This window comes from Bradyrhizobium betae (genome assembly GCF_004123905.1).
GTDB lineage: Bacteria > Pseudomonadota > Alphaproteobacteria > Rhizobiales > Xanthobacteraceae > Bradyrhizobium > Bradyrhizobium betae_A.
Genome location: NZ_MZXW01000042.1, coordinates 22,049 through 38,070, shown reverse-complemented (window position 1 = coordinate 38,070; position 16,022 = coordinate 22,049). Strand labels below are relative to the sequence as shown.

The window sequence follows — 16,022 nt, the reverse complement described above, 5'->3', positions numbered from 1 at the left end:
GCGGCCTGCCCTGTCGGCGTCGCGCCGCCGCACAGGCTGGTGTTGCCGCCCTGCGGCAGCACGGGCGTGCCGTCCGCGACGCAGAGCAGGACGATGGCGGCGACCTGCTCGGTGCTGGACGGCAGAACCGCGCAGAGCGCCGGCGCCTGGTAACGGCCGCGCCAATCCTCGGTAAGGCCCGCGAGGTCCTCCTCGCGCGTCAGCACGGCCGCGTCGCCCAGCAATCGCTTGAACGCCTCGATCAATGCCATCAGCAGCCTCCGGAACGGGCCGACGCTGGCCCAACGGCTTTCGCGCAAGTAATCGAAATACGATTACTTCAATCGCATTATGGTAACTATGAATTCGGTATGACAGGGAGTCAAGCGGGGGTGTCCGCCTGCGTCGCGGGGACGCGCCTCCGTCGTCATTGCGAGCGCAGCGAAGCAATCCCTCCGCGGAAAGATTCCTCGATTGCTTCGCTGCGCTCGCAATGAGGTGGGGAGACAGCGTACGACACCACAAAAAGAAAAAAGGCCGGGATCGCTCCCGGCCTTTCGTCGATGCGTGAACCTTGCCTTACTGGAGCGAGGCGCGCTTGGGCGGGGTCGCCGGCCACGACTTGATCAGCGTGTCGTAGTCGACCGTCTCGCCCTTCGGCTTCTCGTTGGCGAGCTTGCGCTGCGGAGCAATCGTGCCGTCCTTCTGGGCCTTGGCGAACCAGAACTCGGCCGATTCCTTCTTGTGCAGCTTCGGACCGCAGGCGCCCTGCACGCCCGACTTCTCGAGGCGCTCCATCACGGAGTCCTGAGCGGCCGCGAGTGCATCCATCGCCTGCTGCGGCGTCTTCGTACCGGACGACGCATCGCCGATGTTCTGCCACCACAGCTGCGCGAGCTTCGGATAGTCAGGCACGTTGTTGCCGGTCGGGGTCCACTGCACGCGCGCGGGCGAGCGGTAGAACTCGATCAGGCCGCCAAGCTTCGGCGCGCGCTCGGTAAACGACTTGTCCCAGATGTCGGATTCACGGATGAAGGTGAGACCGACATGGCTCTTCTTCAGGCTGACCGTCTTGGAGACGATGAACTGGAGATAGAGCCAGGCTGCCTTGCGGCGGTCCGCCGGGGTCGACTTCAGAAGCGTGAGCGAGCCCGCGTCCTGGTAGCCGAGCTTCATGCCTTCCTTCCAGTACGAGCCGTGCGGCGACGGAGCCATACGCCATTTCGGCGTACCGTCCGCGTTCATCACGGCGATGCCCGGCTTCACCATGTCGGCGGTGAAGGCGGTGTACCAGAACATCTGCTGGGCGATGTTGCCCTGCGCCGGCACCGGACCCGACTCGGAGAAGGTCATGCCCTGAGCCTGCGGCGGAGCATACTTCTTCATCCACTCGAGGTACTTGGTGATCGAGTAGACCGCAGCCGGACCGTTGGTGTCGCCACCACGCTCCACGCTGGAGCCGACCGGACGGCAGCCTTCCATGCGGATGCCCCATTCGTCGACCGGCAGACCGTTCGGGATGCCCTTGTCGCCGTTGCCGGCCATCGACAGCCAGGCGTCGGTGAAACGCCAGCCGAGCGAGGGGTCCTTCTTGCCATAATCCATATGGCCGTAGACCTTGACGCCGTTGATCTCCTTGATGTCGTTCGTGAAGAACTCGGCGATGTCCTCATAGGCCGACCAGTTCACGGGAACGCCGAGCTCGTAGCCATACTTGGCCTTGAACTTGGCCTTGTAGTCGGGGTTGGTGAACCAGTCGTAGCGGAACCAGTAGAGGTTGGCGAACTGCTGGTCGGGCAGCTGATAGAGCTTGCCGTCCGGCGCAGTGCCGAACGACTTTCCGATGAAGTCGTTGACGTCGAGCATGGGATCGGTGACGTCCTTGCCCTCGCCGGTCATGTAGTCCGACAGCGCGATCGTGCTGCCGTAGCGGAAGTGCGTGCCGATCAGGTCGCTGTCGTTGATCCAGCCGTCATAGACGTTCTTGCCGGACTGCATCTGGGTCTGCAGCTTCTCGACGACGTCACCTTCCTGGATGATGTCGTGCTTGAGCTTGATGCCGGTGAGCTCGGAGAACGCCTTGGCCAGCGTCTGCGATTCGTATTCGTGGGTCGTGATGGTCTCGGAGACGACGTTGATCTCCATGCCCTTGAAGGGCTCGGCGGCCTTGGCGAACCACTCCAGTTCCTTCTTCTGGTCGTCCTTCGAGATCGTCGAGGGCTGGAATTCCGCAATCCACTTCTGGATCGCGGCGTCGTCGGCGGCGCGGACCGGCGCCGAGACGGCGAACGACACCGCAATGATTGCGGCGGCGCTGGACATGGTCAGAAAGCCATTCTTGAAGCTATTCTTGGTCAATGGACGTTCCCTTCTCCTAAACTGTCGCATGTTGTTCCTCCGTTGCAGCGACAAACTTTTATACAGACCCGGATTGCCCCCGGATCTGGCCGTTCCTTCGCGAGCGTCAGACCGTGCGGAAGATGAGCACGGCCGTGGCCAGCGAAATTCCTGAAGCGAGCCACAGGCTCGAAATCTCAAAACCGTCCTCGCCGATCGGCAGCGAGGCAAGCGCGTCAGTACCGACAAAGGCGATCCACAAGAGGTGAATGACCGCCGCCGTGATCAGCGAGACGAACAGGCGATCGCCGCGCGTGGTCGGAATACGCAGCACGCCGACGCGCTCGGCCTCGGGATAGACCGCGGCGAGGTATGTCATGACCGCGAGGGTGGAGGCGAGCGCGGCGAAGAAGATCGCCGTCGGCGGCGTCCAGGCCATCCATGCAATAGATTCCATTGATGCCTCCCTCAGACACGACCGAGCGCAAAGCCGCTCGCGATGTAATTGCGGACGAACCAGATCACCAGCGCGCCCGGAATGATGGTGAGCACGCCGGCAGCGGCCAGAAGTCCCCAGTCCATGCCCGCCGCCGACACCGTGCGCGTCATGATCGCCGCGATCGGTTTGGCCTGCACCGAGGTCAGCGTGCGCGCGAGCAGCAGCTCGACCCAGGAGAACATGAAGCAGAAGAAGGCGGCGACGCCGATGCCGCTCGCGATCAGCGGCACCAGGATCCTGATGAAGAAGCGCGGGAAGGAATAGCCGTCGAGAAAGGCCGTCTCGTCGATCTCGCGCGGCACGCCGGAGACGAAGCCTTCGAGGATCCAGACCGCGAGCGGGACGTTGAAGATGCAATGCGCGAGCGCAACGGCCCAAGGCGTATCGAACAGCCCGATCGCCGAATAGAGGTTGAAGAACGGCAGCGCATAGACCGCCGCCGGCGCCATGCGGTTCGACAGCAGCCAGAAGAACAGGTGCTTGTCGCCGAGGAAGCGGTAGCGCGAGAACGCATAGGCCGCCGGCAATGCCACCGAGATCGAGATGATGGTGTTGAGGACGACATATTCCAGCGAGTTGATGTAGCCCGAATACCAGCTCTCGTCGGTGAAGATGCGCTTGTAGTGCTGCAGCGTCGGCGTATGCGGCCACAGCGTCATCGTCGAGACGATCTCGGCGTTGGTCTTGAAGCTCATGTTGACGAGCCAGTAGATCGGCAACAGCAGGAAAATCAGGAACAGCGCCATGATGACGCGGCGGCCGGGGATCGAATGCATCAGGCCACTCCTTCCTTTGGCTTGAGCGCGGGCACGGGCTTTAGCCCGGACGAAGGCTTGGGCTCCACCGCTGGCTCACTCTCCGCCTGGACTTTACGTTCGGCGCCCGCATTGGTCATGACGGTGTAGAAGATCCAGCAGACGATCAGAATGATGAGGTTGTAGACCAGCGAGAGTGCTGCGGCCTTGCCGAGATCGAACTGGCCGAGCGCGATCTTGACGAGCTCGATCGACACGAAGGTCGTGGAGTTGCCGGGGCCGCCGCCGGTGACGACGAACGGTTCGGTGTAGATCATGAACGAGTCCATGAAGCGCAGCAGCACCGCGATCAGCAGCACGCGGTTCATCTTCGGCAGCTGGATCGCCTTGAACACGGCCCAGCGCGAGGCGCCGTCGATCTGCGCGGCCTGGTAATAGGCTTCGGGAATCGACTTCAGGCCGGCGTAGCAGAGCAGCGCGACGAGGCTGGTCCAGTGCCAGACGTCCATCACGATGACGGTGACCCAGGCGTCGATGGCGTTGGAGACGTAATTGTAATCGAAGCCCATCGCATTGAGCGTATAGCCCATCAGGCCGATGTCGGGCCGGCCAAAGATCTGCCAGATCGTGCCGACCACGTTCCACGGAATCAGCAGCGGCAGTGCGAGGATCACGAGGCAGGCCGCGACCGTCCAGCCCTGGCGCGGCATCGACAGTGCGATGACGATGCCGAGCGGCACCTCGATCGCGAGGATCACCATCGAGAAGAACAGGTTTCGGCCGAGCGAGGCGAGGAAGCGGCCGCCGAGATCGGTCGAGGGATCGAGCAGCTCCTTGAACCAGCCGACGCCGTTCCAGAAGAACTGGTTGTTGCCGAACGTGTCCTGCATCGAATAATTCACCACCGTCATCAGCGGGAGCACCGCGGAGAAGGCGACGACCAGGAACACCGGCAGCACCAGGAACCAGGCTTTTTGGTTGACGGTCTTGTCCATCAGGCGGCTCCCTCCACCAGACGGCTGTCGGCATAGACGTGGATGTGCGCCGGATCGAATTTCAGCCCAGCACTGCCATCGGAGCTGGTGAAGCCGTTTGGCGCGCGCGCGGCGAGTTTTGCGTCACCGACGCGCACGCGCGCGAAGCGGATGCGGCCGAGATCGTCGATGCGCTCGATTTTTGACGTGAGCAGGCCGGGCGCAGGCGTGACGGCATCGACGAATTCGGGGCGCACGCCGATCTCGATCTTGGCGCCCGCGGGCAGATTGTCGTAAGCGCGGTTGAGCGCGATGACGTGGCCGTCGATGCGCGCCTCGCGTCCCCTCACCTCGGCCGGAATGATGTTCATGCCGGGCGAGCCGATGAAATAGCCGACGAAAGTATGCGCCGGCTTGTCGAACAGCTCGGCCGGCGTGCCGCTCTGCACCACGCGGCCGTCATGCATGACGACAACGGTGTCGGCAAAGGTCAGCGCCTCGGTCTGGTCATGGGTGACGTAGATCATCGTGAGGTCGAGCTCGCGATGCAGCGCCTTCAGCTTGGAGCGAAGCTGCCATTTCAGCTCGGGATCGATCACGGTCAGCGGCTCGTCGAACAGGACGGCGGCGACGTCGGAGCGGACCAGGCCGCGGCCAAGCGAAATCTTCTGCTTGGCGTCGGCGGTGAGCCGCGTCGCCTTGCGGTTCAGATAGGGTTCGAGGTCGAGCAGGCGGCCGATCTCGGCGACGCGCTTGTCGATCTCGGCCTTCGGCACGCCACGGTTCTTCAGCGGAAACGCCAGGTTCTGTCCCACTGTCATGGTGTCGTAGATCACCGGAAACTGGAACACCTGGGCGATGTTGCGCTTCTGGGTCGACAGCGGTGTGATGTCCACCTCGTCGAACAGGATTTTCCCGCGCGACGGCGTGATGATGCCGGAGATGACGTTGAGCAGCGTGGTCTTGCCGCAACCGGACGGGCCGAGCAACGCATAGGCGCCGCCCTGCCGCCAGGTCATGGTGACCGGCTTCAGCGCGAAAGTCTCCTGCGGCGCATCATTGCCACCGTAGGAGTGGGCGAGATCGACGAGGTCAATGCGGGCCATATCGCATCTCCCTCAAGTAACAGGTGCCGCGACGAGGCGATCGGCCGCGTCGAACACGAAGACATCGTTGGGATCGAGCACGGCGTCCAGCATCTGGCCGGGCTCGAACTCGTGCACGCCGTGCAGCACCGCCACCCAGTTCGAACCGTCGCGGGTCAAATGCACAAAGCTCTCCGAACCGGTGATCTCGGTCACCGTCACCGTGGCGTGGAAGGCGTGGCGGTCGGCCTCGCCATTGGCAAGCGCAAGCTGGTGCGCGCGGAAGCCGACGCGATAGGCGCCGTCGGCCAGCGACGAATAGAGACCGGAGGCCGGCGATGCCGCGCCGCCGGCATATTGCACGGAGCCGTTCTTCTTCTCGATGCCGACCAGATTGAGCGGCGGATCGGAAAACACCTGCGCGACGCGCAGCGTCTGCGGACGGCGATAGACATTGGCGGTCTCGCCGATCTGGAGCGCCTTTCCTTCCCACATGCACACCGTGTTGCCGCCGAGCAGCAGCGCTTCGGTCGGCTCGGTGGTGGCATAGACGAAGATCGCACCCGAAGCCTCGAAGATGCGCGGCAGCTCTGCGCGCAGCTCTTCGCGCAGCTTGTAGTCGAGATTGGCGAGCGGCTCGTCGAGCAGCACGAGATCGGCGCCCTTGACCAGCGCGCGCGCGATCGCGGTGCGCTGCTGCTGGCCGCCGGAGAGTTGCAGCGGCGTGCGCTTCAGGAACGGCTCGAGCCGCAGCAGCTTTGCGGCCTCTGCTACGCGCGTCTCGATCTCGTCACGCGGCTTGCCCTGCACGCGCAACGGCGAGGCGATATTCTCATAGACCGTGAGCGAGGGGTAGTTGATGAACTGCTGATAGACCATCGCGACCGAACGCTTGCGCACGTCGGCGCCGGTGACGTCCTTGCCGTTGACCAGCACCTTGCCCGACGTCGGCTTGTCGAGGCCGGCGAGCAGTCGCATGATCGAGGTCTTGCCCGACAGCGTCGGCCCGAGCAGCACGTTGAGCGTGCCGCTCTCAAGCGTCAGCGAGACATCGCGGATGTGCTCGATACCATCGACGGTCCGGGACACGTGATCGAGTGTCACGCTCATGAGCGTCCTCCCGCTTCCAGCAGGGGACTTTGCGACACGGCGTGGGTCCTGATCCAGTCGTCAAGCGCGGCAATCTCGTCGGCAGATAGTCGCAGGCCGAGTTTCGAGCGGCGCCAGACGATGTCCTCGGCGGTGACGGCCCACTCGTTGGCCATGAGATAGCGGACCTCGCGTTCGGTCAAGGTGGAGCCGAAGGACTGGCCAAGATCGGCAGCCGATTTGGCGTCACCAAGCAGCTTGATGGCGCGGGTGCCATAGGCCCGTGCGAGACGGCGCGCATGCTCGTGGCTGAGGAAAGGATAGCCGCGCCGGAGCTCGGCGATCAGCCCGTCGATGTCGGATACATTCATGTCGCCGCCCGGCAGCGGCCATTTCCCGGTCCAGCCCTCGCGCGCTTTCGCGCTGCGGAGATAGGGCGAAAGCCGTTCCAGCGCCTCTTCCGCGAGCCGGCGGTAGGTCGTGATCTTGCCGCCATAGATCGAGAGCAGCGGAGAGCCGCCGGGCGTGTCGAGCTCGAACACGTAGTCGCGGGTTGCGGCCTTGGCTTCGCTGGCGCCGTCGTCATAGAGCGGCCGCACGCCGGAATAGGTCCAGACCACGTCGTCGGATGTCACCGGCTTGGCCAGATATTCGCTCGCCGCCTTGCAGAGATACTCGATCTCCTCCGGCGTTGCCTTCACCTTGGCGGGGTCGCCGTCGTAATCGCGATCGGTCGTGCCGATCAGCGTAAAGTCGTCCTGGTACGGGATCACGAAGATGATACGGCCGTCGGCGTTCTGGAACATGTAGGCGCGGTCGTGGTCGTAGAGTTTTTTCACGACGATGTGCGAGCCTTGCACCAGGCGCACCTTGGCTTTCGCGTTGACGCCGGCACCTCGGCCGAGCACGTCCTCGACCCAGGGGCCGCCCGCATTGACCAGCGCCTTCGCCTGGATCTGCGAACGCTCGCCGGTCAGCGTGTTGACCATGCTGACGGTCCAGAGGCCGTTGGACTGCTTGATATCGGTTGCACGGGTGCGGGTGCGAATCTCGGCGCCCTTGTCGGCGGCATCGCGCGCATTGAGCACGACGAGGCGGGCGTCGTCGACGAAACAGTCGGAATATTCAAACGCGCGGCTGTAGCGATTCGGGATCAGCGGCTTGCCAACCTCGTCGCGCCGCAGATCGACCGAACGGGTCGCCGGCAGGAGGTGGCGGCCGCCGATGTGGTCATAGAGAAAGAGGCCGAGACGCAGCAGCCAGGCCGGGCGCAGACCGGCGTGATGCGGCAAAACGAAACGCAGGGGACGGATGATGTGGGGCGCGATGCCCCAGAGGATCTCGCGCTCGATCAGCGCCTCGCGGACCAGGCGAAACTCGTAATATTCGAGATAGCGCAGGCCGCCGTGCACCAGCTTTGTCGACCAGGACGACGTCCCGCTCGCCAGATCGTTCATTTCGCACAGGAAAACACTGTTGCCGCGGCCCACCGCGTCACGCGCGATGCCACAGCCGTTAACACCGCCTCCAATGATGGCGAGGTCGAAAATCCGCTCCAACAGACGCATCCCCCGGCGACCACTCGTTCCGTCGAGTGGCTACTTTCGTTTTTGATTAGATCACACCAAAAAACGAAAGCAAGATGAAAGATAGACGACAACAAGCGAAACCGGAACTTTTTCCGTGGGCAATACGATTGAAAAAACGGCAGGCAAGTTTGAGGAGGAGGAGGTCCAGACGGCTTCGGCGAAGGCTCAGATGCCTTGAATGTAGCAACATGCCTACATATAATCCTCCCACCGGGCACGTCGCCGGGAGACGCAAAACGATGGTGACCACCCTCACCAGCCGAGAATTCAACCACGATACCAGCGGCGCAAAAAAAGCAGCATCGCAGGGCCCCGTCTTTATTACGGATCGTGGTCGCCCGGCTCACGTGCTGCTGACGATTGAAGATTATTTGCGTCTGACCGGCGGGCATATGAGCCTGGCCGAAGCTTTGGCGCAGCCGGACACGGACTTTGATTTCGATCCGCCTCGCATTGGCGGCGGAATCTTCAAGGCCGCCGATCTCGACTGATGTTTCTGCTGGACACCAATGTCATTTCCGAGCTGAGGCGGCCTGATAAGGCCCATCGCAACGTCGTCGCCTGGGCCAAGGCAACTCCCGCGGCAAACTTTTTCATATCCGCCATCTCGATCCTTGAAATTGAACTTGGCGCACGCCTGATCGAGCGCAAAGATACGGCGCAGGGCGCGGTCCTGCGCACCTGGATCGACAGTCAAATTCTGGCTCGCTTTGAAGGCCGTATTCTGGCCGTCGATACAGCCGTGGCGCAGCGTTGTGCGCTTCACGTTCCCAACCCGCGGGCCGAGCGCGAGGCTCTCATTGCGGCAACCGCGCTTGTTCACGGCTTGACGATCGTCACCCGCAACGTAGGCGATTTCGAACCGACAGGTGTTCCGCTGCTCAACCCGTGGGGCGACGCCTAAGGCACTATCTCAGCCGCACCACCGGCGCGGCTTCGGGCGCGGCGTCCTGCGGCGGGTCCGTTGCAACGTCGTCCATATCCCCTGCCCCCTTCGGCAACGCCTCCATCACCTCGATGCCCTTGCTGTGGCAAATGGTGGCGAGGCGTTCGGGCAGCTCCTGATCGGTGACGAAGGTCTGGATCTGGCTGATATGGGCGATGCGCACCGGCGCGCTGCGGCGGAGCTTTGTGGAATCGGCCACCAGCATGACGCTGCGGGCGTTGGCGATGATGGCCTGGGCCACCTGCACCTCGCGATAGTCGAAGTCGAGCAGCGCGCCCTCCTCGTCGATCGCGGATGCGCCGATGATGGCGTAGTCGACTTTGAACTGGCCGATCAGCTGCGTCGCGGTCGAGCCGACCACGGCACCGTCGGCGCGCCGCACCGTGCCGCCGGCGACCACCACCTCGATGCGGGGATGGCGGTAGAGCAGCATCGCGACGTTGAGATTGTTGGTGATGACGAGGAGATCCTCGTGCGAGGTGAGCGCGCTCGCGACCTCCTCGGTCGTGGTGCCGATGTTGATGAAGAGCGAGCATCCGTTCGGGATCAGCGAGGCGGCGGCAGCGCCAATCGCCTTCTTCTCGTCGGCGGCGACGAAACGCCGCGCCTCATAGGCGAGGTTTTCGACGCCGGAGGCGATGATGGCGCCGCCATGGATACGGGTGAGCGAACGGCGCTCGCAGAGATCGTTGAGATCCTTGCGGATGGTCTGGGCCGAGACCTCGAACCGGCGCGCAAGCTCTTCGACCATGACGCGGCCCGAGGCGCGCGCGATGTTGAGGATTTCGGCTTGGCGATGGGTCAATCCGGTCACGGCAATGGCCTCAAGTCAGGACAGTGCATGGTGCGGCGGTTCGCGCCGTTGGTCAATGCGCGCACCGATCACGGTTAACGGACAAGCCTCTTACCATGCCATCGCGGCCGTGAGACGCACGAGCAGGTCCGGATCGTCGAAGGCGCTGGCGGAGGCGATTGCGCCAGCGGCGACAAGGTCAGCATGGCTGAGGCTGGTCCGGATGCCGATGGTCGGAATGCCGGCCGCCGTCGCCGACTGCACGCCGGTGCGGGAATCTTCGAACGCGATGGAGGCCGCCGCACTGCCGCTGACGAAGCGCAGCCCTTCCTGATAGGGCAGCGGATGCGGCTTGCCGTGCGGCAGCTCGTCGCCGATCACGAGCGCCTTGAAACGGTCGGTGATGCCGAGGCCGGAGAGCAACAGCTCGGCGTTGAGGCGCGGCGCGTTGGTCACGGCGACCATGGGAATGCCGGCCGCGTCTGCCCGGTCGAGCAATGCCATCAGGCCCGGCAGCGGCTCGATCTGCCCGGCCACGAGCTCGCGAAAGACTTCCTCCTTCTCCGCGAGGATCAAGGCGCGGCGTTCCGGCGCCTCGTCGGGCAGAAAGCGTTCACCGATCGCGACATTGGCGAAACCTTGCAGCTCCCTGGAGAAGCGCGCGTGATCGAACACATGGCCGCGCGGCCCCAGCACCTGGTTGAAAGCCTTGAGGTGCAGCGGGTCGGTGTTGGCAAGCGTGCCGTCGATGTCGAACAGCAATGCCTTGCCGAGTGCTTCGATCATTTCTGTACTTTCCCGAATGCGCGACGCATCAATGCGGAAGACGTATCAATACAGCCTCGATCGCGCAATGACGCACGTGCATGGCCATCACGCGGCACTCGACAAAGTCGCGCGCGGCTGCAACACTCCGTGCAAGATCAAAAAGGAGGAAACGATGACCATCAACCGACGCGATCTGGCTCTTTCGACTCTTGCTGTCTCCGCGCTTGCGCTCACGTCACCCGCGCTGGCGGCCTCGGCGGATGAAGAGGCCGTGGCGAAGAAGGTCGAGGCCTTCCGCCTCGCCCAGATCGCGGCCGACCCGAAGGCGCTCGGCGCGCTGTGCTGGGACGATCTCAGCTACAGCCATTCCAGCGGCAAGGTCGAGGACAAGGCGACCTTCGTCACCAACGCCACCGATGGCAAATCAAAATTCCTGTCAATCGAATATCAGGACCCGACCATCAAAATCGTCGGCCCCGCTGCGATCGTGCGTTTCCACTGGGTCGCGGAACAGGAGATGGCGGCCGATGGGAAAAAAGTGCCGACCAACCTTCACATCCTGATGAACTGGCAGAAGCAGGGCGACGATTGGAAACTGCTGTCGCGGGCCGCGACGAAGTTGTGATGATGACTCTTCCCCTCTCCCCCTGTGGGAGAGGGTGGCTTCGAAGCGAAGTCGGGTGGGGGATATTCTCCAGAGCTCATTTCCATCAGAATGCGCGGAGAGATCCCGCTCATCCGGTGCGCGCCTTGCACGTCAGAAATCGCTCCACCTGGCGCGATGCAGGGTATTGCGGCATGACGCTCGACAAAATCAAGTGCGGCTGCAACAGTGGGCGCAAGACCAAGAACGGAGGATACGATGACACCGAATCGCGATCATGCCGCCACGACGGACCACGAGGCGGTGGCAAGAAACGTCGAGGCATTTCGTCTCGCCCAGATCGCGGCCGACCCAAAGGCGCTCAGCGCGCTCTGCGCGGATGATCTGAGCTACAGCCACTCCAGCGGCTTCCTCGAGGACAAGGCGGCCTTCGTCGCCAACGCCACCGACGGCAAGACCGAATTCCTGTCGATTACGTACAAGGACCCGACCATCAAGATCGTCGGCCCCGCCGCGATCGTGCGTTTCCACTGGCTGGCCGAGATGATGGCCGGCGGACAGAAAGTGGCAAACAGCCTTCATATCCTGATGAACTGGCTGAAGCAGGGCGACGACTGGAAGCTGTTGTCGCGCTCCGCGACGAAGTTGTGATCAACGACGTCATTCCAAGACGCGCCGACAGGCGCGGGCCCGGAATCCTTTGATCGGCAATTTCTGCAGCGTGACAGATTCCGGGCTCGCGCTTCGCGCGCCCCCGGAATGACGGGCGAAACTACGCCGCTTCCTTCACATCGCCGTTAACCAGCTTGCGCGCCGCACGCTCGGCTTCGCGCGCGTTGCGGAAGATCTGGCCTTCGAGGCGATTGAATTGGTGGGACGAGGCGAAGAAACAGTAACCGCCCTGGCCGCGAACGACGATGCCCGCGGTCTCTGAATTTACTTCGATGATGTAGCTGTCCGGCATGCCCGTAGATTCCTCAATGCGGGCAAATAACCGGGTCCCTGCCCGAAAGTTCCTCGGGTAAATCAGCCGGTTTCCGCCCCGAATCGACACGCAATTGAGTACGCCCGGACCTCATCCATTTTATGACTGGTTGTTGGCGAAGCCGCGACGCGTTGACTCACCAGCGCCGCGTTTCGTGCGCCGCAAATTTTCGTGAGATTGACGAAGAGCCACGCGCGGTTACGTCGCGATCGGCGGATCGTCGCGACGGATCGCTTGCGGACGGCCGTGATCGTCGATCGAGACGTAAGTGAAGTTGCCGTCGGTGACGAGGAACGGATACTCCTCCCTGCGACGGAGTGCCCAGGCTTCGAGATGCACGGTGAGCGACGTGCGTCCGGTCCGCACAAGGTTGGCGTAGACCGAGACGAGATCGCCGACATAGACGGCCTTACGAAAGTTCATCGCCTCGATCGCGACGGTCACCGTGCGCGACTTTGCGACCTTGGAGGCGAACACGCCGCCGCCGACGTCCATCTGGCTCAGCAGCCAGCCGCCAAAAATATCACCATTGGCGTTGGTGTCGGCGGGCATCGCCAGCGTGCGGATGCAGAGATCCCCGCTGGGCACGGCATCGGAGCTGATAGGGGTGTGGACGTGCGTGTCGGTCATGTGGTTGATCTCCCGCGGCTCTGGTCTCTGGATACAAAGCCGCGCCGTCTTGCGCAACATTGGCACGAGACAAGCTCGCGCTATCCAACCGGCCGCGGGGACCCGACCAAGATGCCGGTATCGTTGAGTTTGCGTTGCCACTCCGCATCGTCGGCCCGCGGCGCGCGCCCGGTCGTTGCCGTCACCAGCCATTCCAGCCTGCTCCAAAGCCGGAGACGGTCGCACGGATAATTGGCCCATCCATTGATAACGCAATAGCGGATGGTGTGGTCGCGGTGGTGACGCCAATGATGCTCGGGTGAGCACACCAGATGCAGCATTTGCGCCATGCGCAGGAGTGGCGGGCGGACCGGCCAGTGCGCGAGATTGTGAAAGCTCATGCCAAACAGCATGCAGGTCGCGATCACGAACCAGACGATCATCAGCGCATAGGTGAGCGCGGAAACCGGAAACAACGCCGTGACCGCGACCGCGCTCCCGACCACCACGGCGCTCGGCGCGGCGCCGAGGGACGACTGGTCGAGGAATTCGTAGAGCAGGACGTGGCTAGGATGAGTGTGATGCTCGCGCGTCATCGCGATACCACGGCCGAGCATCCTCTCGTCGAGCCAGGTGTCGACCACCCAATGCACCAGCCCCGAAAAGAGGTCAGCAAGGAAATACCCGACCAGGAGCGCCACGATCAGCCATGGCCAGCGCAATCCCACCGCGTGGTAACACCCGACGAGATAAACCGCGCAGCACAGGATCACGACAGCATCGGCCCCGCAGCACAGCCGCGTGATGATGATCTCGCGCGGGGTCGCATGCTTGAAGAACGGGATCGTCGGCATCGGCGATACTCCTCCCGGGCTGCACCACCCATGATAGCATCCTATGCCGACACTCCCCTATTTCAAATTGTCCCAGCCCGGATCGGGGGCGAAGCGGCCGCCGAATCGTTCGGCCAGCGCGCGCAAGGTGGATTCGACATTCTCCACCCCGCGCGTGCGCGCATAATTCAACGGACCGCCGCGGAACGGTGCATAACCCGTGCCGAAGATCATGGCGCCGTCGACCGCATCGGCATCGTCGACGATGCCTTCGCGAAGCGCCGCGACGCAGACGTTCGACATCGGCAGCACCAGCCGGTCGATCATCTGGTCGGTGACGCGCGGGCCGGTCTCGGGCAACGGCGCCTTCTCGGCCTTACCGTCGCGCCACGCGTAAAAGCCCTTGCCGGTCTTGCGGCCGAGTTCGCCCTTGGCGACTTTTTCGCGTAACCACGCAGGCGTCGGCGGCAGCAGGTCACCGAACTTGGTGCGCAGCATGTCGCCGACGTCAAGGCAGATGTCGAGCCCGACCTGGTCGGCTAGCTCGATCGGCCCCATCGGCATCCCGAACTGTTCGGCCGCCGCATCGATCAGGCGCTGGTCAGTCTTCTCGTCCAGCATCACCATCGCTTCCAGCATGTAGGGCGTCAGCGCGCGATTGACGAGGAATCCGGACGAGCTCTTGACGGAGAGCGGCAGGCGATCGATCGCCCCGACGAAGGCGAGCGCTTCCCTCAAGACTTGCGCATCGTTGCCGTCATGGCTGACGACCTCGACGAGCTGCAGCCGCGACACCGGGTTGAAGAAATGCAGGCCGACCAGCCGCTCCGGCCGCGCCAAGGTGGTGCGCAAATCCTGGAGCGGAATACTCGACGTGTTGGTCGCAAGGATCGCACCCGGCTTCATTTTCGGCTCGAGGCCGGCGTAGACCTTCTGCTTCAGCTCGAGCTTTTCCGGCACCGCCTCGATGATGAGATCGGCGTTGCGGACACCCTCGCCGTCCATGTCGGGGATGAGGCGATCGAGGGCGTCGCGCACTTCGGTCGGCTTGCGGATGATCTTGCCGTAGAGCTCGGCGGCGCGCTTCACCGCGCCTGCGATCGGCTCGGCCTTCATGTCGGCAAGCGAGACACGGAGCCCCTGCCCGGCTACCCAAGCCGCGATGTCGCCGCCCATGGCGCCGGCGCCGATGACGTGGACATGCTTGATGGTGTTGCCGCTGCCCGCGGCCTTCTTCATCTGCTCGCGCAGGAAGAAGACGCGGATCAAATTTTGCGCGGTCGGAGTCACCATCAATTTGGCGAATGAGGCCTGCTCCGCCTTCAGCATCGCGGCCTTGCTGCCGCCATGGGTCTCCCAGAGATCGATCAGCGCGTAAGGCGCGGGATAGTGCTCACGGGACGCGGCCTTCGCCGCCTCCGAGCGCATGCGCTTGGCCAGCAGCCCGCGCACGGGACCGAAATTGGCCGCGCGGGTCATAAGGCCCGGCCGCGCCCGCTTCAGGCGGCCGAACAGCGCATCCTTCACGGCGTTACGGACATGCCGTTCCTGCGTCACGGTGTCGACGAGGCCGAGCGATTTGGCGCGGCGTGCATCGATGGTGCGGCCGGTCAACATCAGCGCCATCGACTGCGTCGGGTTGATCAGCGCGGTGAAACGCGCGGTGCCGCCGAGGCCGGGATGCAGGCCCAGCATCACCTCCGGGAAGCCGAAGCGCGCGCCGTCGATGGCGATGCGCGACTGGCAGGTCAGCGCAACCTCGAGCCCGCCGCCGAGGCAGAAGCCGTGGATGACCGCGACCGTCGGCAGTTTTAGCGCTTCCAGATGATCGACCACGGCGTGCGCTGCGCGGATGCGCGTCTCCACCATCTCGGGATCGCTGGCGCCGCGGAATTCGTTGACGTCGGCACCCGCGATGAAGCCGGACGGCTTTGCGGAGCGGATCACGAGGCCGGCGGGACGCTCGGTCTCGATCGCCGCGAGCGCTGCGTCAAACTCCTCCATCACGTCGGACGAGAGCGTGTTGGCGCTGGCATCGGCGCGATCGAACAGCAGCCAGGCGACGCCGTCGGCATCGCGTGTCAGCTTGAAGTGCTTGTAGGGGCTGTCGGTCGCAGGCTTGGGCCCGAGCTCCAGCACGCGGTCACCGAGCGCGGTCATGATCTTTGAGTCCATGG

At 63.6% G+C, this 16,022-nt stretch carries 16 protein-coding genes and 2 pseudogenes; 4 read left to right on the top strand and 14 right to left on the bottom strand.

The genetic code is table 11. From position 1 onward, the window contains the following. Positions 1-68: 68 nt before the first annotated feature. The 8 genes and pseudogenes from B5V03_RS42800 to glpD form a co-directional block, all read right to left on the bottom strand. Positions 69-251, bottom strand: a pseudogene (locus B5V03_RS42800) (hydroxyacid dehydrogenase); the annotation flags it as partial. Between the two features lie 307 nt (positions 252-558). Next, the gene (locus tag B5V03_RS30855) at positions 559-2,301 is read right to left on the bottom strand and encodes an ABC transporter substrate-binding protein (protein WP_164988409.1); all 1,743 of its coding nucleotides are present in this window, start codon (positions 2,299-2,301) and stop codon (positions 559-561) included. Positions 2,302-2,443: 142 nt separating this feature from the next. Then, positions 2,444-2,773: a DUF2160 domain-containing protein gene (locus B5V03_RS30850; RefSeq protein WP_129274168.1), complete on the bottom strand. Its 330-nt coding sequence runs from the start codon at positions 2,771-2,773 to the stop codon at positions 2,444-2,446. An 11-nt stretch (positions 2,774-2,784) separates the two neighbouring features. Next, positions 2,785-3,591: a carbohydrate ABC transporter permease gene (locus tag B5V03_RS30845; protein ID WP_129274167.1), complete on the bottom strand. Its 807-nt coding sequence runs from the start codon at positions 3,589-3,591 to the stop codon at positions 2,785-2,787. Further along, positions 3,591-4,565, bottom strand: coding sequence for a carbohydrate ABC transporter permease (locus tag B5V03_RS30840; protein WP_129274166.1), 975 nt, complete (start codon positions 4,563-4,565; stop codon positions 3,591-3,593). Before B5V03_RS30840 ends, B5V03_RS30845 begins: the two co-directional genes overlap by 1 nt. Beyond that, the gene (locus tag B5V03_RS30835; RefSeq protein ID WP_129274165.1) at positions 4,565-5,650 is read right to left on the bottom strand and encodes an ABC transporter ATP-binding protein; all 1,086 of its coding nucleotides are present in this window, start codon (positions 5,648-5,650) and stop codon (positions 4,565-4,567) included. The genes B5V03_RS30840 and B5V03_RS30835 overlap by 1 nt, the downstream gene beginning before the upstream one ends. 12 nt (positions 5,651-5,662) lie before the next feature. Further along, positions 5,663-6,739 (bottom strand): ABC transporter ATP-binding protein, encoded by a 1,077-nt coding sequence (locus B5V03_RS30830; protein ID WP_129274164.1) that lies wholly within the window; start codon positions 6,737-6,739, stop codon positions 5,663-5,665. Further along, on the bottom strand, positions 6,736-8,286 hold the full coding sequence (gene glpD / locus B5V03_RS30825) for a glycerol-3-phosphate dehydrogenase (RefSeq protein WP_129274163.1): 1,551 nt from the start codon (positions 8,284-8,286) through the stop codon (positions 6,736-6,738). Before glpD ends, B5V03_RS30830 begins: the two co-directional genes overlap by 4 nt. Before the next feature lie 260 nt (positions 8,287-8,546). On the opposite strand from glpD, the gene B5V03_RS30820 reads away from it, so the two are divergent. Both B5V03_RS30820 and B5V03_RS30815 read left to right on the top strand, forming a co-directional pair. Beyond that, positions 8,547-8,798: a type II toxin-antitoxin system prevent-host-death family antitoxin gene (locus tag B5V03_RS30820; RefSeq protein WP_129274162.1), complete on the top strand. Its 252-nt coding sequence runs from the start codon at positions 8,547-8,549 to the stop codon at positions 8,796-8,798. Further along, positions 8,798-9,211, top strand: coding sequence for a type II toxin-antitoxin system VapC family toxin (locus tag B5V03_RS30815; RefSeq protein ID WP_129274161.1), 414 nt, complete (start codon positions 8,798-8,800; stop codon positions 9,209-9,211). The genes B5V03_RS30820 and B5V03_RS30815 overlap by 1 nt, the downstream gene beginning before the upstream one ends. A gap of 4 nt (positions 9,212-9,215) precedes the next feature. Here the strand turns inward: B5V03_RS30815 and B5V03_RS30810 are convergent, their stop codons facing one another. Further along, on the bottom strand, positions 9,216-10,067 hold the full coding sequence (locus B5V03_RS30810) for a DeoR/GlpR family DNA-binding transcription regulator (RefSeq protein WP_129274160.1): 852 nt from the start codon (positions 10,065-10,067) through the stop codon (positions 9,216-9,218). Positions 10,068-10,157: 90 nt separating this feature from the next. Further along, entirely contained in the window at positions 10,158-10,832 is a 675-nt protein-coding gene (locus B5V03_RS30805) for an HAD family hydrolase (protein ID WP_129274159.1), read from the bottom strand. A gap of 154 nt (positions 10,833-10,986) precedes the next feature. Here B5V03_RS30805 and B5V03_RS30800 point away from each other — a divergent pair, with 154 nt between their 5' ends. Further along, the gene (locus B5V03_RS30800; protein ID WP_129274212.1) at positions 10,987-11,439 is read left to right on the top strand and encodes a nuclear transport factor 2 family protein; all 453 of its coding nucleotides are present in this window, start codon (positions 10,987-10,989) and stop codon (positions 11,437-11,439) included. A 237-nt stretch (positions 11,440-11,676) separates the two neighbouring features. Then, entirely contained in the window at positions 11,677-12,069 is a 393-nt protein-coding gene (locus tag B5V03_RS30795) for a nuclear transport factor 2 family protein (protein ID WP_129274158.1), read from the top strand. Positions 12,070-12,190: 121 nt separating this feature from the next. Here B5V03_RS30795 and B5V03_RS30790 read toward each other — a convergent pair whose 3' ends face one another. The 4 genes and pseudogenes from B5V03_RS30790 to B5V03_RS30775 all read right to left on the bottom strand — a co-directional run bounded on the left by B5V03_RS30790 (position 12,191) and on the right by B5V03_RS30775 (position 16,020). Further along, complete coding sequence (locus B5V03_RS30790) at positions 12,191-12,382, bottom strand: hypothetical protein (protein WP_129274157.1); 192 nt, start codon at positions 12,380-12,382, stop codon at positions 12,191-12,193. 219 nt (positions 12,383-12,601) lie between these two features. Beyond that, entirely contained in the window at positions 12,602-13,033 is a 432-nt protein-coding gene (locus B5V03_RS30785) for an acyl-CoA thioesterase (RefSeq protein WP_129274156.1), read from the bottom strand. A 209-nt stretch (positions 13,034-13,242) separates the two neighbouring features. After that, positions 13,243-13,866, bottom strand: a pseudogene (locus tag B5V03_RS30780) (fatty acid desaturase CarF family protein); the annotation flags it as partial. A gap of 57 nt (positions 13,867-13,923) precedes the next feature. After that, the gene (locus tag B5V03_RS30775) at positions 13,924-16,020 is read right to left on the bottom strand and encodes a 3-hydroxyacyl-CoA dehydrogenase NAD-binding domain-containing protein (RefSeq protein ID WP_164988404.1); all 2,097 of its coding nucleotides are present in this window, start codon (positions 16,018-16,020) and stop codon (positions 13,924-13,926) included. Positions 16,021-16,022 lie beyond the last annotated feature (2 nt).